17 protein-coding genes are annotated in these 20,868 nt (G+C 50.6%); 13 read left to right on the forward strand and 4 right to left on the reverse strand.

Features of this window, described 5'->3' with window-relative positions; translation table 11 throughout:
* Positions 1 to 3: 3 nt before the first annotated feature.
* From BUB30_RS06705 to BUB30_RS06730, 6 genes are all read left to right on the forward strand, one after another.
* Positions 4 to 1,077 carry a dihydrodipicolinate synthase family protein gene (locus BUB30_RS06705; RefSeq protein ID WP_073132141.1) on the forward strand — a complete coding sequence of 358 codons (1,074 nt, stop codon included), beginning with the start codon at positions 4 to 6 and terminating at the stop codon, positions 1,075 to 1,077.
* Positions 1,078 to 1,086: 9 nt separating this feature from the next.
* The gene (locus BUB30_RS06710; protein WP_073132143.1) at positions 1,087 to 2,271 is read left to right on the forward strand and encodes a M20 metallopeptidase family protein; all 1,185 of its coding nucleotides are present in this window, start codon (positions 1,087 to 1,089) and stop codon (positions 2,269 to 2,271) included.
* 13 nt (positions 2,272 to 2,284) lie between these two features.
* Complete coding sequence (locus BUB30_RS06715) at positions 2,285 to 3,130, forward strand: GNAT family N-acetyltransferase (protein WP_084137941.1); 846 nt, start codon at positions 2,285 to 2,287, stop codon at positions 3,128 to 3,130.
* A gap of 400 nt (positions 3,131 to 3,530) precedes the next feature.
* Positions 3,531 to 3,734 (forward strand): hypothetical protein, encoded by a 204-nt coding sequence (locus BUB30_RS06720; protein ID WP_073132147.1) that lies wholly within the window; start codon positions 3,531 to 3,533, stop codon positions 3,732 to 3,734.
* A gap of 96 nt (positions 3,735 to 3,830) precedes the next feature.
* A complete protein-coding gene (locus BUB30_RS06725) occupies positions 3,831 to 4,088 on the forward strand; it encodes a hypothetical protein (protein WP_084137942.1) in 258 nt (85 codons plus the stop codon).
* 150 nt (positions 4,089 to 4,238) lie between these two features.
* Positions 4,239 to 4,943: a BON domain-containing protein gene (locus BUB30_RS06730; protein ID WP_178377038.1), complete on the forward strand. Its 705-nt coding sequence runs from the start codon at positions 4,239 to 4,241 to the stop codon at positions 4,941 to 4,943.
* Here the strand turns inward: BUB30_RS06730 and BUB30_RS06735 are convergent.
* Complete coding sequence (locus BUB30_RS06735) at positions 4,940 to 5,374, reverse strand: hypothetical protein (RefSeq protein ID WP_073132149.1); 435 nt, start codon at positions 5,372 to 5,374, stop codon at positions 4,940 to 4,942. The two genes, BUB30_RS06730 and BUB30_RS06735, sit on opposite strands and share 4 nt — an antisense overlap.
* Before the next feature lie 177 nt (positions 5,375 to 5,551).
* On the opposite strand from BUB30_RS06735, the gene BUB30_RS06740 reads away from it, so the two are divergent.
* Both BUB30_RS06740 and BUB30_RS06745 read left to right on the forward strand, forming a co-directional pair.
* Positions 5,552 to 7,306, forward strand: a complete 1,755-nt coding sequence (locus BUB30_RS06740; protein ID WP_073132151.1) for an ABC transporter ATP-binding protein — start codon at positions 5,552 to 5,554, stop codon at positions 7,304 to 7,306.
* A 98-nt stretch (positions 7,307 to 7,404) separates the two neighbouring features.
* Positions 7,405 to 8,076 (forward strand): DinB family protein, encoded by a 672-nt coding sequence (locus BUB30_RS06745; protein ID WP_084137944.1) that lies wholly within the window; start codon positions 7,405 to 7,407, stop codon positions 8,074 to 8,076.
* A gap of 32 nt (positions 8,077 to 8,108) precedes the next feature.
* On the opposite strand, the gene BUB30_RS06750 is transcribed toward BUB30_RS06745, so the two are convergent.
* Both BUB30_RS06750 and BUB30_RS06755 read right to left on the reverse strand, forming a co-directional pair.
* On the reverse strand, positions 8,109 to 8,591 hold the full coding sequence (locus tag BUB30_RS06750) for a group II truncated hemoglobin (protein WP_073132155.1): 483 nt from the start codon (positions 8,589 to 8,591) through the stop codon (positions 8,109 to 8,111).
* Positions 8,592 to 8,648: 57 nt separating this feature from the next.
* Entirely contained in the window at positions 8,649 to 9,392 is a 744-nt protein-coding gene (locus tag BUB30_RS06755) for a hypothetical protein (protein ID WP_073132156.1), read from the reverse strand.
* A 238-nt stretch (positions 9,393 to 9,630) separates the two neighbouring features.
* Between BUB30_RS06755 and BUB30_RS06760 the strand changes: the two genes are divergently transcribed.
* Positions 9,631 to 11,076, forward strand: a complete 1,446-nt coding sequence (locus BUB30_RS06760; protein ID WP_073132158.1) for a hypothetical protein — start codon at positions 9,631 to 9,633, stop codon at positions 11,074 to 11,076.
* Positions 11,077 to 11,296: 220 nt separating this feature from the next.
* On the opposite strand, the gene BUB30_RS06765 is transcribed toward BUB30_RS06760, so the two are convergent.
* On the reverse strand, positions 11,297 to 12,703 hold the full coding sequence (locus BUB30_RS06765) for a hypothetical protein (protein ID WP_073132160.1): 1,407 nt from the start codon (positions 12,701 to 12,703) through the stop codon (positions 11,297 to 11,299).
* A gap of 884 nt (positions 12,704 to 13,587) precedes the next feature.
* Here BUB30_RS06765 and BUB30_RS06770 point away from each other — a divergent pair.
* From BUB30_RS06770 to BUB30_RS06785, 4 genes are all read left to right on the forward strand, one after another.
* Complete coding sequence (locus BUB30_RS06770) at positions 13,588 to 14,145, forward strand: RNA polymerase sigma-70 factor (protein WP_262485798.1); 558 nt, start codon at positions 13,588 to 13,590, stop codon at positions 14,143 to 14,145.
* A 357-nt stretch (positions 14,146 to 14,502) separates the two neighbouring features.
* Positions 14,503 to 15,498, forward strand: a complete 996-nt coding sequence (locus BUB30_RS06775; RefSeq protein WP_073132163.1) for a FecR family protein — start codon at positions 14,503 to 14,505, stop codon at positions 15,496 to 15,498.
* Between the two features lie 40 nt (positions 15,499 to 15,538).
* On the forward strand, positions 15,539 to 19,138 hold the full coding sequence (locus BUB30_RS06780; RefSeq protein ID WP_221408667.1) for a SusC/RagA family TonB-linked outer membrane protein: 3,600 nt from the start codon (positions 15,539 to 15,541) through the stop codon (positions 19,136 to 19,138).
* Between the two features lie 21 nt (positions 19,139 to 19,159).
* Entirely contained in the window at positions 19,160 to 20,701 is a 1,542-nt protein-coding gene (locus tag BUB30_RS06785) for a RagB/SusD family nutrient uptake outer membrane protein (protein ID WP_073132167.1), read from the forward strand.
* The last annotated feature ends 167 nt before the right edge of the window (positions 20,702 to 20,868 follow it).

Here is a 20,868-nt window from a genome sequence, read left to right on the forward strand (position 1 = left end):
ATCATGACCCTCCCTACCCTCCCTCCTTCCATCAGCCAATTGCTCCGGGAAGGAACTGTTATACCGGCCCACCCGCTTGCCCTAACGAAAGAGCGAAGACTGGATGAAAAAAGACAAAAGCTGCTCACCCAATACTACATGGCTTCCGGAGCGGGAGGCGTGGCCGTGGGTGTGCACACCACGCAATTCGAAATTCGAAAACCCGAGATCAACCTGCTGGAGCCCGTCCTGCGCCTGGCATCCGAACAGATCCGCGACTCGGATCCCGGCAGACCTTTTATTAAAGTCGCGGGCATCGTTGGCCCAACGTCACAAGCCCTTCGCGAAGCGGAACTGGCTGTGAAGCATGGCTACCATCTCGGGCTGGTCAGCATGGGGGGACTGAATGATCAACGTGAATCCGATCTCATCAAACGACTCGAAGCCGTCGCAGAAATCATTCCGGTCTTTGGATTCTATTTGCAACCTGCGGTCGGCGGCCGATTGCTCTCGTACGATTTCTGGAAAGATGCTGCATCGATCCCCAATCTGTACGCAATCAAGGTCGCAGCCTTCAATCGCTATCAAACACTGGATGTGGTGAGGGCCGTGTGCGCGTCGCCGCGGTACGACGACATTGCGTTGTATACCGGAAATGACGATAACATCGTCGCTGACTTGCTCACCACCTATCGCTTTGACGTCGGCGGAAAACAGATTGAAAAAAAATTCGTCGGCGGACTCCTTGGACACTGGGCCGTCTGGACCGGCGCCGCCGTGAAATTGCTGAACTATATTAAACACTCCGGAAGCGACAACGGCGTGGTCAGCGAGTTGCTGAGTGTCGGCATAAAAGTAACCGACATGAACGCCGCGATCTTCGATTCCGCCAATGCTTTTCACGGCTGCATCCCGGGCATCCATGAAGTGCTGCGCAGGCAAGGGCTCCTGGAAGGCACGTGGTGTCTGAACCCGGAAGAAAAACTATCGGCCGGGCAATTGGAAGAGATCGATCGCGTGTGTCAGGCTTACCCCGGGCTAACCGACGACGAGCAGGTAAAACATTTTCTTGAAAAAGCGTTCTCGCATCCCCATTAAATTTACTGCATGCTGCGTGACAAGATCCAAGCATTGTCGGCCGAAATACTCCCGGACACCATCCGGATCCGCCGGCATTTGCATCAGCATCCTGAACTCTCCTTCCAGGAGCAGGCTACTTCAGCCTATATCAAGTCACGACTAGACGAGATCGGTATCCCCTGGCGGTCCATTGCCGACACCGGTGTTCTGGCAACCATTGAAGGAAATCTTCCCGCATCTAATGTCGTGGCACTTCGCGCCGATATGGATGCCCTCCCTATCCAGGAATTGAATGCCGTTGACTATGCTTCACAGAATCCTGGCGTCATGCACGCCTGTGGTCACGACTTTCACACATCATCACTGCTGGGGACGGCGACGATCCTCCAGCGTTGCAGGCATGAATTCAAAGGGACGGTAAAACTTCTTTTTCAACCTGCAGAAGAAGTATTGCCAGGAGGTGCAACACGGATGATCAAGGAGGGTGCCTTGCTCAACCCCTCTCCCAGCGCTGTCATTGGTCAGCATGCTATGCCCCGCATTCCCGCCGGCAAGATCGGCATCCGGAAAGGCAAACACATGGCGTCAATGGACTCCCTCTATGTTCGCATCATCGGCAAAGGCGGTCATGGCGCCGAGCCACACACGGTCATCGATCCCGTGGTTATTGCAGCGCATGTGATCATTTCCCTTCAGCAAATTATCAGCCGCTCGGCAAACCCCAGGGAACCGTCGGTGCTTTCCTTTGGGAAGGTGATCGCCAACGGTGCCGTCAACGTCATTCCCGATGAGGTTTATATGGAAGGCACCTTCCGCGCCATGAACGAAACCTGGCGCGAAAAAGCACTGGGCCTCATTGCTAACATGGCCGAGAAAGTTACATCGGCGATGGGTGGCACCTGCGAACTGCGCATCGACCACGGATATCCCGTTCTCGTCAATGAAGAAAAACTTGCCGGTCATCTCCGAGACTATGCCGTCGACTACCTTGGCGAAGAGAACGTGATCGATGAAGACATCTGGATGGCCGCCGAAGATTTTGCGTATTATGGGCAAGTGGCGGATTCGTGTTTCTACCTCTGCGGCGTGGGCAATGTTGAAAAAGGGATCACGTCCTCACTGCACACGCCGACGTTCAACATCGACGAGCGTGCGCTGGGCATGAGCACCGGGCTGATGGCCTACATGGCTTTGAAAAAACTCGGCAACTAACAACGAAGACGGCATGAGGTTTAGAAAAATGGAACGCAAAGATGTGCCGTCGGGACTCTCCTTGTGCCGAAGCGCTACCTGGAATCAACTGTCGCGCGACTGGGAAATCTTTCTCACGCTAGACCCGGAAGGCAGCCGCGTGTGCGTCGATGACGACGAAAATGTAATTGGCACGGTCACTACCCTCCGCTATAGCAATCATTTTTCGTGGATCGGGATGGTTTTGGTTGATCCTGCTCACCAACGAAAAGGCATCGGACTCAAACTCCTCGAACAAGCCCTCGAGATACTGAAGAATGAAGACAGCGTGAAGCTCGATGCCACCCCGGCAGGCCGGCAAGTCTATGTCAAACTTGGTTTCAAAGACGAATACAGTCTCAGCCGGATGTCGACTGCTTCCCTGAACACGCAACACCTGGTCGCCTCAACGGCCACGCCACTGGAACAGAACGATCTTGACAGCGTGAAATTGCTCGATCAAAAAGTGTTTGGTGCCGACCGCCTGCCACTCCTTCGCTGGATGATGGAGGGCGCGCCTGATCTGGCGTTCAAGGTTGGCAAAGGCAAGCAACTCAAGGGATATTGTTTTGGAAGACCAGGATACCGGTTTACACAGATCGGCCCAGTGGTTGCCATGGATGTCGATGTCGCCAAGGAACTAGTGTCTGCCGCGCTGATGCACTGTGGGAATAAACCGATGATCCTTGATGTGCCCTATCATGACGAAGCTTGGAATACTTGGATCAGCTTGCTTGGCTTCTCGGAGTTGAGGCCTTTTGTAAGGATGTATAAAGGCAAGAACAATTGGCCCGGTGTTCCTGGAAATCAATATGCCATCCTTGGGCCTGAGTTCGGATGACCCTCGCCCCAGCTCAGAAAATTTGCTGGAGCATATAAACGACAGCGGAAAAACCCAGCAAAATGGCCCATACCAGGAGCTCGCCTTTGAGGGCGGTTTTGAAACCGCGGATCAGTGTTTTCATCATATCTCAATATACGGATTTTCGCGATTAAAATTTGGCACGGGGAATTCAGTCGCATGGTGGGAACACTTGCACCCGTAATCAGCGATTTATACAAGAACTTCCTGTCGATGTATAAGCGCATCCGGATAGAATCTGGTCACCTTTGTCTAGCACAAGGCATAATCCCGTTAATAAGCGTATATAGATTACGAACAGGGTGGGAGAACAAAATCCCGCCCTTTAGTTTTTATATCCGGGAAACATATGCCTGGGATACCTTAAAGTCATTCGTTTATGGCGGCCAAATTTAAAGAGGGTGAGATTGTTTTTGAAAGAATACGCCCGAAAGACAAATTGATCATCGTTCGCCGCGATAACGGCCTCTATTATTGCAGGCCACCCAGTGGCTTACGCCGAAAAGCTCTCGTTTATATGGAAAGGGATCTGGTCGCGGAGAAAGAAGAGAACACCGCCACGGCCACAAAAATCCATCCGTGATCTACGCCCGTGTGAGGGCAAAGACTACAACATACCGACTTTGATTGCTGCACTTTTTTTAGATTCAATACATTGTAAACTGTTTAAAATAACATCATGGACGCAAAACAAAATAAGACAACCAACGAACAAAGTAAAACAGCTGCCGAGACCTTTACGGTTATCGGGAATTGGAAAACACTATCGAAACGTTTGCACGCAAAATTCGCTCAACTAACGGAGTCCGATTTGAAATTTGAAATCGGCAAAGAGGAAGATCTGATCAAACGCATAGAAACCCGGTTGCACAAGAAGAGAGATGAAGTTATCCAACTTCTTAACGCCGCACAACTGGTAAAACCGCACGTGTTGTAAACGCACGATAAGAAAGCCTACTACCGGCAGAAGAGAACGGAACTCCCCTACCGTTCTCTTTTTGCTTTAACCGGCACATCGCCGGCCGTGATCGTGAACGATGTAATAACAATTGACTTCGTTTCGAGCCTCCCCTAAAATGAAATGACCATGCCAACCGAGATGAACAATGAAATCAAAATGAAAGCCGACATAAAACTGGAAAGCGACATCCTCAGGGCAATGACGTGGGAGCCTTTGTTGCGAATGGAAAAGATAGGCGTAACGGCCAGGAAAGGTGTGATCACGTTAACCGGAAAGGTTGAAAGCTTTATGAAAAAGACGGAAGCGGAAGAAACCGCAAAGAAAGCAAGGGGCGTTGTGGCCGTCGTGAATGACATTGAAATACAACTTAACAACCAGACAACAAAACAAGACCACGAAATTGCCGCTGATCTTCAAAAGGCGTTCCGGGCCAACTGGGATATCTCCGCCGACAAAATAACCGTATCGGTTGAAAAAGGATGGATCACCCTGAAAGGCGATTTAGAGTGGAGCTATCAGAGGGATGCAGCCCAGGCGGCGACACGGCAAATCAAAGGCGTGACGGGCCTCACGAACGCCATCACCATTCGCAACGTGACGATTGATAAGATTGAAAAACTGGAAATCGAAAAAGCGCTTGTGCTCTCTTCAGCGATCGATGACCGGGAAATTCACGTCACGGTCACCGGCAACATTGTGTCACTAGGTGGAATCGTAAGCACTTTGTATGAAAAAGAACAGGCCGGTAGAATAGCACAGAACACTCCGGGTGTGGCGGGTGTAGAAAATGGATTAGCTATCGCGCCAGAGTCGCCTCAACCCAATCCTTAGTTTTCCTTTCTCCATCTTCTGGCTACTTTGTCCACGAGTTTATCGTAGGTCTCGTAGAATAGTTCAACCCCTCGTCTAAGGTAGGTTACACCTGCGAAAAAAATAATGCCCGCCAGTTTCCCGTAGTCTTTTGTTAGGAAAGCGTTTAACATAAAAAAAATGATGACGCCATATGAAATGGAGGAGACTACAACCAGCAGGATTTTCCTTAATCGGCCAGCGGTCGCTGCGGGTAAGAAGGAAATCAACCCGTTGGCCAGGATGAAGCCAGCCAGAATCATTCCGATTATAACCAACACGTCCTTGCCATCCCATCCGTAGTTGGAAATCCGGAATTCTTTTATAAAATCAATAACCGTCTCCATTCTTTCAAGTTCTTCATACTCCAGCATGTCCTTTTCATTAGCAGGGCTCCTACTGGAGACGCCCATACGGCGGCGTTAATATCTGCAGGGATTAACAGGCCGATTATGCAAAAAACCCCCCTAACTTCCTATTTTTGGGGTTTTAATGACCCAGAAAATTCTTTAATCGCCGAACTTGCGCAAACTTTCCGTTGTTAGCAACCGTATTGGTACTGAACATTTCCCTATACTTTTCGCATCCCCATGAAGATACTGTTACGCTATCTAAAGAATTATAAGTGGCTTATTGCCCTGGCCTTGTTTCTGGCCGCCACCAGCCAGGTTTTCTCCCTGCTGGACCCGCATATTACGGGAAAAATCGTCGACAACTTTATCGAAAAGAAGAGCGTCCTGTCAAGGGCCGATTTCATAAAAGGCATTCTCTACCTGGTGGGCCTCGGCATTGGGGCGGCCATGGTGTCGCGGATTGCCAAGAACCTGCAGGATTATTTTACCAGCATCGTGGTCCAGAAACTGGGCGCCAAAATGTATGCCGACGGGCTGAAGCATTCGCTGGAACTCCCTTACCAGACTTTTGAAGATCAACGCAGCGGTGAAACACTGGGGATCCTTCAGAAAGTGAGAACCGATTCGGAGAAGTTTATCACGCAGTTCATCAGCGTGCTCTTTGCCAGCATCGTGGGGTTGATCTTTGTTACGATCTACTCGCTGAGCGTGAGCTTTAAAGTGACGCTGGTCTACTTTGCTTCGGTGCCCATCATCGCCCTCACCAGTTGGCTGCTGAGTCGCAAGATCAAAGTCGTTCAGAAAAGCATTGTTAAGGAAACCACAGCGTTGGCGGGATCCACTACGGAGTCGCTGCGCAACATCGAGTTGGTGAAAAGCCTTGGACTGGCCAACCAGGAGATCGAGCGACTCAATAACACGACCTATAAAATCCTTGGGCTGGAGTTGAAGAAAGTAAAATATGTGCGGGGCATGAGTTTTCTCCAGGGAACTACCGTGAACTTTATCCGCAGCGTGATGGTGGTCATCCTGTTGCTGCTCATCTTTGACAACGACATCTCGGCCGGCAAATACTTTACGTTCCTTTTCTATTCCTTCTTTCTCTTTGGGCCTTTGCAGGAATTGGGCAACGTGATCATCGCTTATCGCGAGGCGGAAGTCTCGCTCTTGAATTTTGACCGCATCCTCAACCTGCCGAAGGAAGCAAAACCCAAGAATCCCGAGACCGTTGGTCAGGTGACGACGCTAAGCTTTAACGATGTGGGTTTCAAACATCAGTCGGCGAGCACGCATGCGTTGACTAATGTTTCCTTCTCCGTTCGGAGCGGTCAGACCATTGCCTTCGTGGGACCGTCCGGGTCCGGCAAGACTACACTGGTAAAATTGTTGGTAGGCTTGTATCCTCCCAAAGAAGGGACCATTCTTTATAACGACATTCCCAGCACCCATATCGATCTGAACGAACTTCGTGAAAAAATCGGGTTCGTGACGCAGGACACCCAGCTGTTCTCGGGAACGATCCGTGAAAACTTACTCTTCGTCCGCCCCGAGGCTACCGATGAAGAATGTTTGGAGGTGTTACAAAAGGCTGCTTGTCAATCACTGTTGGCCCGGGCTGATAAGGGTTTGGACACCGTGATCGGTGAAGGCGGTGTGAAAGTTTCTGGTGGTGAGAAGCAGCGGCTTTCTATTGCACGTGCGTTGTTGCGTCAACCGGATATTTTGGTTTTTGATGAGGCTACTTCTTCGTTGGATTCACTGACGGAAGAGGAGATCACGGAAACCATCCGCGAGGTTTCTGAGATCAAGGATCAGATCACGATTTTGATCGCACACCGGCTGTCGACCATTATGCATGCGGATGAGATATTTGTGTTGGAGCGCGGACATATTATTGAGTCCGGTAAACACGAAGAGCTACTGAGCGAGAAGGGACTTTATTATGCGATGTGGCGGCAGCAGATTGGGGAGAAGGTTACGGTGGACGCTTGATTTAGTGATAGCCCGAAGGCTGTAGGCATGGTGGGTATAAGTGAGAACACTTGCACCAGCAATTTGGTATATTGTACTACCAATAAAACCCACCAAATATGATTTCCATTAACCAATCTGTCGATCGTCGAAAATTTCTCCAGTCAACGGCGCTGCTCACTTCCGGAGCATTCGGGCTAACCGTCGTGCCGGCATCCATTGTCGCAGGGCCCAAGACATCCGCTGAAGACATGTCCAACATCATCGGCCCCATGGCCGGCTATGCGCCGCAGGTAGGCACACTGGTGTCCATGATGACTTGGATGCGCAATGTGATACTTTTCCCTGTCGCAGGGCTCACGGTAGAACAGCTGGATTATGTGCACGATGCAAAAGCTAACTCGATCGGCGCGATGCTCCTGCACCTCGCAGCGACGGAACGCTTTTATCAGCTGCACACTTTTGAGAACAAGAAGTGGGGCGAATGGCCGGAAGCCGATGTGAAACGGTTTTCAGCGGCCAGCGAACTGGGCGATGAGGGCCGCAAGAACATCAAGGGAAATCCTCTGAAATATTATCTCAGCACGCTGGAAGAAGTCAGGAGCAACACGCTGTCGGAGTTCAAGAAACGCGACGACGCGTGGCTGATGAGTGTCGACAAGGAGTGGTTTTGGGGACCCACCAATAACTACTGCAAGTGGTTTCACGTTTGTGAGCATGAATCCAATCACAACGGCCAGATCAAATGGCTCAAGAGTCGGCTGCCGGGCGCCAAGGCGGGTAATGATTGACCGTCCAACGACAGCGCGGCTCTATTACATTCTTATTTTGGTATATACGGTCCACCCGTTTCCCCCCACCCCCACTTGGGCATGGGCTCGTGTTCCTGTATCGGGTTTTCGTTTGTGTTCGAATTGAGGACCGCCAGGCGACTGCCCCATTCCAGGTAGCCCACGAGTGAGGAGCGGAATTCGGGATCGTCGGGCAAGCCAACCTCGTCGGCTGTTTCGAGGAGCAGGGCGATCCAGCGTTTTCTTTTTTTATCGTCGAGTTGTTTTCCGATGTGGTGGGCTACCATGTTGGAGTGGCTTCCGTGGTCGCCCTCCGTGTAGGCTTTGGGTCCGCCAAAAACTTCGGCAACAAAGTGAGCCACGTGTTTGGAATGTTCGGGCGACATGTTGGCAAAGACGGGACCGAGCAGCTCGTCTTTCAGCACTTTTTTATAGAAGGCGTCGAAGAGATTTTCGAAGGCACTTTGTCCTCCGGCCCATTGAAAGAGGGTTGGGATTTTGGGGTTGTTGGTCATGAGATAGTCAACGGAATGGGCGGGGGTTTTGTTCGGGAGATTCCTCTTTTGCGTTTGTCAATCTCCGCCCTCGTCGGTAATAATGAGATAATCATTCACTTTACGGAGGCTATAGAGTTGGAGCTCAAAAGTAAATGATACATAGGTCGGTTCACGGCCTTGCTCGCCCTCCAAGCCAATGACAGGTTTCTCTGTTTCTATATACTCATCCTTAAAATAGCTTTCGATGCCGCCCACATAGTTCAAAAAAACAATTGCCTCCGTCATCGAAAAATCAGGTATCATCACGACCGTGTTCCAACAGCATACAACGTAACTCCTTGCATAGGTGATACCATTGTTGTATACCTTCTGCAATTGGAAGGGCTCGTCTTGTCGTTGGTCCTTCACGGTTTTCAGCAAGCCAAACGCTCTGGCAAAATAATCCGGAAGGAATTCGCGCTGGCCATTGCTCAACGTTTTCAACGGTGGAAATTTCAACAGGTAGGCGTCAAATACATACCCGCTCAGGTTTCGATACCCCACCTCAACATACGAACCCCATACCATCACGGCTGGATTCTCCCGGCCGTCGGTAGTCGACGAGGGCAAGGCTTGGATAGGAACCCTTATATTCTCGTCGTCATGGAGCATCATCACCCGGTCGCCATAGCTCAGTGCACCGATCACCTTGCCGTCTTTGTCCCTCACTTGCAATTTTTTCAGGGTCCATACATACAGCGAATCACCCGCCATGTAGCGAGGCGCGGCCTGGACATGCTTGATGGAGAGACCGATAAACGCAAACAACCAAATTCTCATAACTGGAGCCGGCATGCCGCCAAACTTCAAATGTAGCGATTTCCGGTAACCGTGTTCTTAGGAGCCCAGCCATTTATTTACATAACACAGTGTTGTTTAGGGCTACCTGGCTTCATTTTTAAGCTCCTCACAACTTTTTTTTGCATTGGGTCATCTCTTTATGGAGGCCGCATACCATTTGCATCTTCTATTCGTGACTTCTTTTATGATTCCACATTCTGAGTAAAATGCTGAGCTTATGAAAAAGTATTTTCTGTTGATGCTGATGGTATCCCGCCTGGGCTACGGTCAGATGACTGAATTCAAGACCTATGCCAACGGTCTTATCTATAGCGAAAGTACGATGCAACGACTAGGCACCATTGTCGATTCGCTTAATCTCAAGTTCAAGTCGTGTGATCTCTCCCGTCCGTATTATTCGCTTTACCAGGGCCCTGGACACTTTGTGAACGTTCCTTCGAAAGAGGCGCGAAATCTAATTAAAGAAGGAATAGGCCTGGATGATTATGTCGAGAAGTTTGATAAAGAAACGGACAGCACCAATATCTGGATTGTGAAGATCCCCTTCACCAACTACAACGACGAGAAAATGATACAATATATAGGTCTTCCTTCTGGAAGACACGGCAGCCCATCGGTTACCGTAGTCTATAGCAAAGCGAGCGACGTGAACAGCGGTTGGGTCTTGAGCAAGCTCGGAAGCCGGGCCCTCTTTATAGAAAAACTTACCCACTATGAACTGCCTCAACCTTACGCGCGGCTTGTCCAGTATGTGGATTGCATGATCGACACCACCGCCGAGATTTTCTTACCAAAAGCCAAGTCCGAATTCTATCAAATGGTGGAGACAGGTTCGAAAGCAGACCAATATGTCCAGTGGGCCCGGAAATTTCCCGGTGCTCCGACGTACCCAGATTATGATAAACTCAAAGGGGATGCGCGCGATTCGGCCATGAGCATCTTCGACGACAAGTATCACAAGTGGGACAGTTTAAGACTTATCCACGTTGACCAGCACATGGCAAAGAAAACCTATTGGTCCACCCTCCTGGCCGATGCCACACAAGAAGCGCTCACCACCGGGAATACGGACGAGGAATTTGAATTCTACGTATCACGATATGGACCCCCCAAAGACGCTTTGCAACTGAAGAGGAGCCGTATCGTGGTGGGTAGATGCAGCATGGACCAGCGCCCGAGGGATCACGCGATGAACATTTGTTCCCTCGCCGCCGAAACGGCGCAGTGGGATATCTTTCTCCGCTCGCACCTCGACATCATGAACGACCGGTTTGAAAGAATGAGCGATGGCAGCTATGCGTGGGGCCAACGCAAAACGTATCTCCGGGAGTTGGAGAAACTGGATATCCCCGCCGTGGATCTCTTGCTGGGCACCACCTTGCGCGTACAGAACGTGAGCGACAATCACTACCAGAGTTCCATCGGCCGCGCCGGCCGGGCACTGTCGGATGCGGAAGACAAAGACGCGCTGGAGACACAGCTCACCGACATGATCTGCAACGCATCACTCGATCCCTATAACCGCTTGCTGACCGCATATCTCTTTAGCAATTATGCCTACAACCTCAGCGATAACGTGCGGAGGGACACCAGCTTGGAGAAACTTAACCATGCTGTTCGGACGTTGCCGGAGGATGCCCGGAGGGTTTGGAGTAAGAAATAAATGACGGAAGCCACCCACAGCCAGCCGACAAATGTCATTGAACAATAAAAGGCTTCATGCCGGGTTGGCGATGCTTTATGATGTGTTGCGATTTGCGGGGGAGGGTCGGTTTTGTACGGGTGGCGTGGTGTGGGTTGAGGGTGGCTAAGATGAGGCAGCCTGCGACTGGGACTGTCGGGATGGTGGGTACAAGTGGGAACACTTGCACCAGTCGGTAACATCATCCTTTGCGGGACACCATCCCCTGGCCTTCAAGACGCGGCCCAACGAGCTCCACTATTTCAATGTCATTTACATCGAGTACTTTCTTCTTCCCAGCCTCGTCCACGTACATTAGTCTTCTGCTTCCGTCGTCCAGGTAAACACTTGTAACCAAATCTTCAGATTTTATCTTTACTCTACAATCAACCGTTGTCAGATAACGAGAACCTCGCCTCCTACTATTGGAAATGAAAAATTTGATTATTTCGATCTTATCCTCTTCGCTTTTTCCGTTGTTCTTGTACAGGGAGTAAAATAGTCCCTTATAAAATTCTTCGTTGGTCCTTAAAATACCGCGAACACTTCCCTCGATATATGCATCCCGGCTGCTCTTGATCTCGGCAAACACGGCATCTCGCATAGCTTCAATGAGGTTGAACGCAAGGCTGGTGTCGTCAGCGCTAGCGATGCCTTCATCTCCATCAACACTAGCTGTCCATCCATCCCTATCCAAAACGCCCTTTCGTAAAAGAATTGAAATCAATTCTCCCAAATGCGATCCTGTTTGATCACTTTTTAAGAATTTCTGCAGGTCGGCAATCGCCAAATGTCTATTCTGGGCGTCTTGCTCATTTTCAATAATGGTGATGAAACCGCCTAAGGCTGAAATAGGATCAGCTTCCTTTTGAGAAACTAACATTTTGGACAAGCTAATCAATCGGGCGATTTGAGTTTTGTGTATTTGTCCCTCATACATTCCGTCCTGGTTATCAATCGATATAGTGGATCCAAGTTTTAACAAGTATTCATCAAGATATTGACGCAAGGGTGAATTCGGGTCCGCCTGAATTTTTTCAATCTCGGCGATCAATTCAGTTTTGTACTCAGGTGAGCTGAAACTAATTAAAAACATCAGGCATTCATGCCGAAGTTCATTGTTGGAAGTATGCTTTACCAATTTCTTAATGCTTTCCACCAATTTTGTGATCTGTGCCGCCGATTTGTCCGGCACTTCCGCGGTACTCAAAGTTTTAATGATGTTAATTGATTTTACCTCATCACTTTCGAAAAATTCCGAAAACAAATCGAGATATAAATTTTGCAGGTCGTCGTCCTCCAACTCACCCTCGATAATTTTTGATCTTAGGTTACCCAGAACACTCTCCAATTCTGTCTCGGCAACATCAGTCTTGATTGCCGTGAATAGAGCATCTTTGACCAAATCCTTTTTAACTTCTTCTTTAATGGCCGTTCGCATATCCGTGCACGACCGCCACCCGATGAACCCTAAGATAATGCTCAAGGCAATCGTCACTTTTTGAATGCCTCCAACAAATTTATCAATCCGCTTTTCTACAAGCTCCTGCACCGCGAGCTTGAGTTCGGGCGTCAAAGAATCGTCCGATTCCTTTTCCTGCTTTCCCATATGTCGTCTTAAAAAGAATTATGAAATTATCTAACCACGACAAGACGCTTTGGATCAACCGAGTTGCCGCCATGGCGTGGGGACCCCGCTCAGAATGATCTTAGATCTTGATTCAACGTCAGTTTTAAAAAGCACTTTCTATACAAATGAACGTCACCGACATCGGCAACCGGGCCATGAATTAGAGCAGAAAGAAAAAGTGGCGCCAACACAAGCGTACAACACAGTTGCTCGGTATTTACCCTTTAACGAGGACGACAGTGTCTCACATCGTATAATCACCTCATACCCAACAGATATATGAGGAGTTCAGTAACCGAATATACCAAACAGAAAAAACTGAGTCAATACCAAAATTCGGGGATTTGGTCTTAGGAGATTACGGTGGAGTGGCGCTCACTCATCAGTGGGCTCTCGTTCATGCATGATCCTTTCCTGGGTTTCGTTTCAGTTCGTGTTTAGCATATCCAGGGTCAGTGCTCTCGAAATTCGAGATGTCTTGGACAGCGTTGTAGATTTTTAAAAAACTTGCGCCTGCGACATGACGGAGGACTACCGCCTTTCGGCAAAACACTGGGTTTGAAAAATTGGTTTGAGTAATTTCCCATTACGCTGACTCAGTGTCAAACCAAACACTTGTAATGGTCACACAGACTATTTGTTTCGTTGATCCATTGCGCTATGTTTATAATATAGACTTGCGCTGCTGCTCTCCTCAACCCACCACACCAAAAAAATCTCCGACCACCCTTAAATCGCACTTTATCGCATAAACGACTCTTGCTGTTTCGTTTTCATGAAGTCTTTCCCTATCTTTTCACCGTTTGCGGTAACGAATGCCGTTAGATTGATTTCTGAAGAACGAGTTAGACCATACAAACCTGATCAAGGGTCTCAAGAAAGGAGACTCGCATAGCCTGGAGCTTTTGTTCCGGCGGCTATACCCGCGGCTGTGTGCGTATGCTAACAAGTTCCTCAATAATATGGACGAGTCGGAAGAGATTGTTCAAGAAGTGTTCTACCGGATTTGGAAAAATCGCGAACAACTGGATGAGAAGCAGTCGGTGAATGGGTACTTGTTTACGGCGGTGAAGAATACTTGCTTCAATACGATGGAACATCAGAAAGTGCAGGATCAATATGCGGCACTCTTGCAGACGGTGTATAAACCGTCGGGCGTTGACTTTAGTGCGCACGAGTCTTTTGTGGCCGAAGAACTCGAAAAAGATTTTCAGCGTGCGCTGGAGCATCTGCCACCCGAATGCCGCAAGATCTTTGAGATGAGTCGCTTTGAGGGATTGAAATACCAGGAGATCGCCGAACGGCTGAACATCTCTATAAAGACGGTGGAGACACAAATGGTGCGCGCCTTGTCCAAGATCCGGCTCGACCTGAAGGACTATCTCACCCTGCTCATCATCACCCTGCTCAATCAAAATTAGACGACACCGCTCAATAATAAGAGCGTAGACCGCGGGTTGCTTGTGCGACCGGCCTGGCTCTTTTTGTGTCTTTTATAATACGTTTCATGTGAAGCGTCGTTTATACAGCCCGTTATTACATATCTGTACATAACAATACTTGTATATACAGTCAGCGCTTCATCCTCCCCGTTGCCATTCATTCTTTATGCTGTGCGTGTCACGATCACTTTAGTGTATGGTGTACACGTACTGAATTACGTGTGACAACTTCGGTTTGATCTTTTTTTCATCATTTCAAAAAAAGTCTGCAATCGTTGTCAGGGGCAAATTCAATCTGCCTGTAGTTAAAGGTATAGCAGTTGATAAATCGTAGATATGGATCAGACGCCACAGGAAATAAAAGCATTGATCATTCGGTTCTTACAGCGTGAGACCACGGAGGCGGAGATCGCCGTGTTGCAGGCGTGGATCCGCGAAGATGATGTCCATCGCCAGTATTTTGATGAGATCAATGTCACCTATCAAACCACTGTCACCCTGGGGAGATTTAACCCTGAAAAGATCGACGCCGCTTGGAAATCGCTTGACCAACGCATCCGCGAAGACAAAAAATCAAATCAACGCTTCCTATCCCCCATCCTGCGTCGCACCTTTCTTAAGGTCGCGGCGACCATATCCCTCATTGCCCTTGTCAGCTACGTCTTCCATACCTATTGGACCCAAAAAACGCTTTCAAGAGGTGCGGTGGTCTATCATTCCAAAAACCTCAGCACCCGCGTGGACCTTCCCGATGGCAGCAAGGTATGGTTGAACACCAACAGCTCGCTGGAATATGACAACGGCTTTGGCATTGTGCATCGCAAGGTGGTGCTCACGGGGGAAGCGTTCTTCGATGTGGAGAAAAGTCAACAGGATTTTATCGTCAGCACAAAAACCATTTCCATCTATGTGAAGGGCACGCGGTTCAATGTGCAGGCCTACGACGACTCCGACGTGAGGACCACGCTGGAGGAAGGGAAAGTAGAATTGAAAGTGAAAGGCGGCCAGGAGCTTTACGCGATGCGGCCCGGCGACCAGATCACGGTGAACACCGAGCTGAAAAAAGTGGTGAAAGACAAAGTGGATCCTTCCGACTACAGCGCATGGAAAGAGGAGCGCCTCGTCTTCGACAACGTGCCGCTTTCCGAGATCGTGCTCAAGCTGGAAAATCGCTACAAGGTGAACATCGTCATCGACACGGCCCTGGCGCAGCGCGAGCGGCTCACGATGACCATCGAACACGAGACCATCGATGAAGTGATGGAGCTGATCCGGCTCTCGTCGCAGATCAAATACAAAAAGGAAAAGAGTCAAATCGTCATTTATGAATAACTAAAAACACTCGTCAAACTCCAACTTAACCCTAATCGCTATGAAGTACTTCTATCAATGTTTGCACCCGCGGCCTATGCCTCCGGGGCGCACGAAGTTGTTTAATCGTTCTCTCCTGTTGGTGATCGTGCTCCTGGGCCTGAGCCCTGTGCATGTCCTGGCGACCACGCACCGGCAAGCTTTCTTTTCCATTGAACTTCATTTGAAAGACGCCACGCTGAAAGAAGCATTGCGCGAAATCGAGCGCCAGACCTCCTACAGTTTTGTGCTCAACGAAAGCAAATTCAAATATGCGACCCGCCGTGTCACGCTGGTCATGAAAGCCAACAACATCGAGGAGGTCCTCGACACGTTGTTGAACGGCACTAACATCACCTATCAGATCCGGAAAAAGCAGATCACCCTCATCCCCCCGAAGGATGATCGCATGCAACTCATTCCTCTGGCCGATTCTGGCGGGGGATTTTCCGGCCTCAATCTTCAGTTCAACACGGGCGATCAGTTCCCCGGCATGGCCGTACCTGATTTCGCTGTGAAAGGGACCCTCACCGACGAAGGTGGCAGTCCCCTCCCGGGCGTGAACGTGTTGGTGAAAGGAACCACCGTCGGCACCGTGACCGATTCGGGTGGAAACTTTTCCATCAATGTGCCCGACGAGAATGCCGTTCTCGTGTTCAGCTTTATCGGCTACGAGACGAAAGAAGTTGCTGTGAACGCACAGAGCAGCATCGCCGTTTCGCTTGCTCCCGACACGAAAACGTTGGAGGAAGTGGTGGTGATTGGCTATGGCACGCAGAAGAAATCGGACTTGACCGGATCGGTGGGAACCGTGAAGGCGGAAGATATCCAGGAGCGCCAGTTGCCTTCCGTGTCGCAGGCGCTTGCGGGTAAAGTTACGGGCGTGGCGGTGAACATCAACTCGGGTCGTCCGGGTGGACAAACCAATGTGCGCATTCGCGGATTCAGCTCCATCAGCACATCCAACAACCCTTTGTATGTGATCGACGGTGTGATCATGCCGGTGGGTACGCAAACCAACGGTTCGTATCCTTTGAACAACGCCATCGACAACATCAACCCCAGCGACATCGCGTCCATGGAAGTATTGAAAGATGCTTCGGCTACGGCGATCTATGGCGCACGCGGTGCCAACGGTGTGATCCTCATCACCACCAAGCGCGGCAGCACGACGGGTGGCAAGGTATCGTACGACATGCAAATGAGTGTGCCCACCATCGGCCCGAACCGTGTGCACATGCTGAATGCAAAAGAGTTCCTGGCCACGGAACAATTGGGTTGGGACAACATCAAAACCTATGATCCCGCCGGCTGGAATCCTGCCACACAAACACACTCTTCGGGACGACGCAATCCCGCATTGGACCGCACGAACCCTGCACTCTTCGATGCCAACGGAAACCCGCTTTATGATACCGACTGGTTCAAGGAATCGACGCAAAATAAAATGTCACAAAACCATCAGCTGTCGTTCACCGGTGGCAACAAAGACAATTCGTATGGCGTGTTCCTCGGCTATCGCAACGACAACGGGTTGTTGTTGAATTCTTACCTGAAGCGTTATTCGGGAAGATTTGTGTTCGACAGCCAGTTGAAACCCTGGTTGAAAGTCGGCGGAAGCCTGGGCTATAACAACCAGGAGGAAAACATTGTGGACTTTGGCACGGGTGGTCTGAACTCGGTGCGGATGATCACAGAAGCGTTGCCGATTTTGCCGGTGCGCTATCCCGATGGCACGTTCTCGCATAACAAGAATTATTCGTCGTCTATGGAAGGCGGTCAGAACCCGGTTGACCTGATGACGAGTAGAAAATATATCCTGTTAAGCCGGACCGTGCTTGGCAACGTTTACGCGAACATCAAGATCGCCGAAGGACTGGAACTGCGCTCTACCGTGGGCACGAACATCCTGGAGCGGGAACAAAATCAATACGACGGACGCCCTGCACCGGAAACGCCTTCGTATGTATATCCCGACAACCAGAAAGGATCGGCCCGCGTGCAGAACAACCGCGAGACCTTCTGGTCGTTCGAGAACTACCTGACCTACAACAAGCAGTTTGGCGACATTCACAGCCTGACGGCACTGGCCGGTATCTCCTGGCAAGAAACCAACATCTACTGGTTCCAGGCCCGCTCGCAGACCTTCATCACCGACTTCCTCGATACCAACAACCTGGGAAGCGCGGCGAACTTCCTGCCCTCGCCCCCGGTAGAATCCAACCGCAGCCGGTTTGCTTTCAACTCCTATTTCGGACGGGTCAACTACGCCCTGAAGGAAAAATATTTGCTGACCGTGACCGGTCGTATGGATGGTTCATCCAAATTTGGTGAGTCCAACAAGTATGCGTTCTTCCCTTCGGCCGCGTTGGCCTGGCGTGTCACCAAGGAGCCTTTCCTGCAAGACAACCCGGTGATCTCGAATTTGAAAGTGCGCACCAGCTACGGCTTCACGGGCAACTCGGAAATCAATTCCTATTCCGCCCTTCCCTCCCTGCGCACGGTGACCGGCGTGGCTAGCAATGCCAAGACCATCGGGGTGGCATTGAACCGCCTCGGCAATACGGATTTGCAATGGGAGAAAACGGCACAAACCGATATCGGTGTGGAGTTGGGCTTGTTCCAGAACCGCGTCAACATCGAAGCTGACGTCTATTATCGCAAGACCACCGACATGCTGTTAGATGCACCGTTGCCGACCTCGTCGGGCTATGCGTCGATCGTGCGCAACGTGGGGAGCATGGAGAACAAGGGTATTGAATTGGCTTTGAACACGGTGAACATTCAGACCGACAATTTCACCTGGAACACCATCTTCAATATTTCCGTCAACCGGAATAAAGTGCTGAAGCTGGCGACCCCTGCTCCTATTTTTGGTGTGGGCAATCCCAACTTCACCAACCAGACCGGTGTGATCAAGGAAGGCGAGCCGGTGGGTTCGTTCTGGGGACTGGTGCGCCTGGGCACATGGAGCACAGCCGAAGCAGCCGAGGCCGCCAAATACGGTGTGAACAGCTATCGCGGCACAGGCAAGCCCATCTTGCCGGGCGATGTGAAATACCTCGATGTGAACGGCGACCACCAGATCAACGACGCCGACCGCATGATCATTGGCAATGGCAATCCGAAGTCGTATGGATCGTTCATCAACACCTTGAAGTACAAGAACTGGGACCTGACCCTCGACCTGCAATATTCGTATGGAAACGATGTGTTGAACATGACGCATCACTCCGGCGAGGACCGCACGGGTCTGGCCAACAGCTTCAACTCGGTGTTGGGAGCCTGGACACCTGAAAATCAGAATTCAGACATTGCCGCCGTGCGCGACTCCAAGGCCGGCTATGTATCGAACGTGGACACGCATTGGCTGGAAGACGGATCGTTTTTGCGCGGACGGAATTTGCTCATCGGCTATTCGTTCAACTCGAACATGACCGAGCGGTTGCACATCAGCCGCCTGCGCATCTATGCGTCGACGCAAAACTTTTTCCTGAAGACCAACTTCACGGGCAACGATCCGGAAGTGTCGACCTACACCAACCCGTTTGCACAAGGGCAGACCTTCTTCGACTATCCTAAACCGACCACGTATATGCTGGGCCTGAGCCTCGGTTTATAATCAACCCTAAACAACAGAAAGATGAAGCGATTCAATTATAAACATACGACCCACCTGTTGCTTGCGGGCAGCTTGTGGTTGGCGGCAGGATGTTCGGATTTTCTAAACGAAAAAGATCCTTCGAACATCGCACCGGCCACGTTTTTCACGGTGCCCGAACATGCCCAAGCCGCAGTGGACGGCACCTACGAGAACCTGCGTTTTCACGGTGACGGCGCCGGTATCTTTTCGGCCAACTTCCAGATGCTCGACGCGTTCAGTGGCACGGCCGAAACCGAAACCGGCCAGAACTCTGACCTCAACAACCTGTACAGCTTTCAGCACACGGGCGACAACCTGCACCTGAGTCAGTGGTGGCGCCAGTTGTATGAAGGCATTGGCAATGCCAACCTCGCCATCGAGAAGATCCCGACCATTCCTGCCATCAAAGAAGCCGATTCCAAAAAGTGGGTGGGACAAGCCAAGTTTCTCCGCGCTTTCCACTACTTCTGGCTGGTGCGCCTGTGGGGTGATGTGCCGCTGCTGACCAAGCCGATCTATAGCTACACCGCCCCGGAAGTAACACCGGGCCGTGCCACTGTGGCCGAGGTGTATGCCCTGATCGAAGCCGATCTGTTGGACGCCGAAAATGCAGGGTTGCCCTGGACCGATCTGGCGGGAAGAGCTTCGCTGTCGGCCGTGAAATCGCTGCTGGCGAATGTGTATCTGACCGAGGCGGGTTACCCGCTGAGCAAAGGCGGCGAGTATTATCAAAAGGCCGCCGCCAAGGCGAAGGAAGTGATCGACTATTCGATTGCCAATCCTGGCCAGGTGAACTTGTTCGGCTCCTACGACGATCTGCACAACAATGCGACGGAGAACCGGATCGAACACATCTTCCAGATCCAGTATGCGGCGGGTATCGCCAACAGCAACTACCAGTCGTATTTCCTTCCCAACAACACGAACATCACGGCCTCGGGCGAAGTGGGCACCACGGTTCCCACAGCTTCCTTCCTGGATTCGTTTGAAGCCGGCGATAAGCGCGTGGAAGAGAAACAATTTTTCTTCTCGTCGTATTATGCCGGTGGCGATGGTGCCGTGTTCCCGTTGAACAAGCCCTATATCTTCAAGCATTTCGACGTGATCGCCAATGGCTCGCCGGGGAACTCAGGTACCGGCAATGCCGGCTTGAATTACCCTTTGATCCGGTTTGCGGAAGTGCTGCTGACGTATGCAGAAGCGCAAAATGAATCCGGGGGTCCTTCGGTAGAGGCTTATGCGGCCGTGAACCGCATTCGCAGCCGGGCGAACCTGGCCGATCTTTCCGGTCTGTCGCAATCGCAATTCCGCGAGGCGGTGTGGCGCGAACGATGGCACGAGCTGTGCTACGAGGGCATCACCTGGTTTGACATGGTGCGTTTGCGCAAAATTTACAAGGACGATACCAGCACTTTCGAAGATTTTGTGGGGGGCACCCTGAGCACCGCCGTGGTGCTGCAACAGAAACATTTGCTGCTGCCGTTGCCTGCAGGCGATTTCCGCAACAATCCGAATCTGCGGCCCGATAATCCGGGTTGGTAGAACAAGACAGACGGTCTTGAAATAATCCTAGTTTGGTTGATCCCTGCTCGCGGAATGTTTTCGGGGCAGGGATTTTTTTCTTAGCTTTCCCCGGGACTGTCCCTATTGATTTGATCATCACATCATTTAATGGTGACGTTCATATAAAACCACATTCAGCTCTTTGG

It is taken from the genome of Chryseolinea serpens, from assembly GCF_900129725.1.
GTDB lineage: Bacteria > Bacteroidota > Bacteroidia > Cytophagales > Cyclobacteriaceae > Chryseolinea > Chryseolinea serpens.

Bases quoted from the DNA above. Each gene is read 5' to 3' on its own strand.
- BUB30_RS06705 (WP_073132141.1), top strand. From the start codon at position 4: ATGACCCTCCCTACCCTCCCTCCTTCCATCAGCCAATTGCTCCGGGAA.
- BUB30_RS06710 (WP_073132143.1), top strand. From the start codon at position 1,087: ATGCTGCGTGACAAGATCCAAGCATTGTCGGCCGAAATACTCCCGGAC.
- BUB30_RS06715 (WP_084137941.1), top strand. From the start codon at position 2,285: ATGAGGTTTAGAAAAATGGAACGCAAAGATGTGCCGTCGGGACTCTCC.
- BUB30_RS06720 (WP_073132147.1), top strand. From the start codon at position 3,531: ATGGCGGCCAAATTTAAAGAGGGTGAGATTGTTTTTGAAAGAATACGC.
- BUB30_RS06725 (WP_084137942.1), top strand. From the start codon at position 3,831: ATGGACGCAAAACAAAATAAGACAACCAACGAACAAAGTAAAACAGCT.
- BUB30_RS06730 (WP_178377038.1), top strand. From the start codon at position 4,239: ATGCCAACCGAGATGAACAATGAAATCAAAATGAAAGCCGACATAAAA.
- BUB30_RS06735 (WP_073132149.1), bottom strand. From the start codon at position 5,374: ATGGGCGTCTCCAGTAGGAGCCCTGCTAATGAAAAGGACATGCTGGAG.
- BUB30_RS06740 (WP_073132151.1), top strand. From the start codon at position 5,552: ATGAAGATACTGTTACGCTATCTAAAGAATTATAAGTGGCTTATTGCC.
- BUB30_RS06745 (WP_084137944.1), top strand. From the start codon at position 7,405: ATGATTTCCATTAACCAATCTGTCGATCGTCGAAAATTTCTCCAGTCA.
- BUB30_RS06750 (WP_073132155.1), bottom strand. From the start codon at position 8,591: ATGACCAACAACCCCAAAATCCCAACCCTCTTTCAATGGGCCGGAGGA.
- BUB30_RS06755 (WP_073132156.1), bottom strand. From the start codon at position 9,392: ATGAGAATTTGGTTGTTTGCGTTTATCGGTCTCTCCATCAAGCATGTC.
- BUB30_RS06760 (WP_073132158.1), top strand. From the start codon at position 9,631: ATGAAAAAGTATTTTCTGTTGATGCTGATGGTATCCCGCCTGGGCTAC.
- BUB30_RS06765 (WP_073132160.1), bottom strand. From the start codon at position 12,703: ATGGGAAAGCAGGAAAAGGAATCGGACGATTCTTTGACGCCCGAACTC.
- BUB30_RS06775 (WP_073132163.1), top strand. From the start codon at position 14,503: ATGGATCAGACGCCACAGGAAATAAAAGCATTGATCATTCGGTTCTTA.
- BUB30_RS06780 (WP_221408667.1), top strand. From the start codon at position 15,539: ATGAAGTACTTCTATCAATGTTTGCACCCGCGGCCTATGCCTCCGGGG.
- BUB30_RS06785 (WP_073132167.1), top strand. From the start codon at position 19,160: ATGAAGCGATTCAATTATAAACATACGACCCACCTGTTGCTTGCGGGC.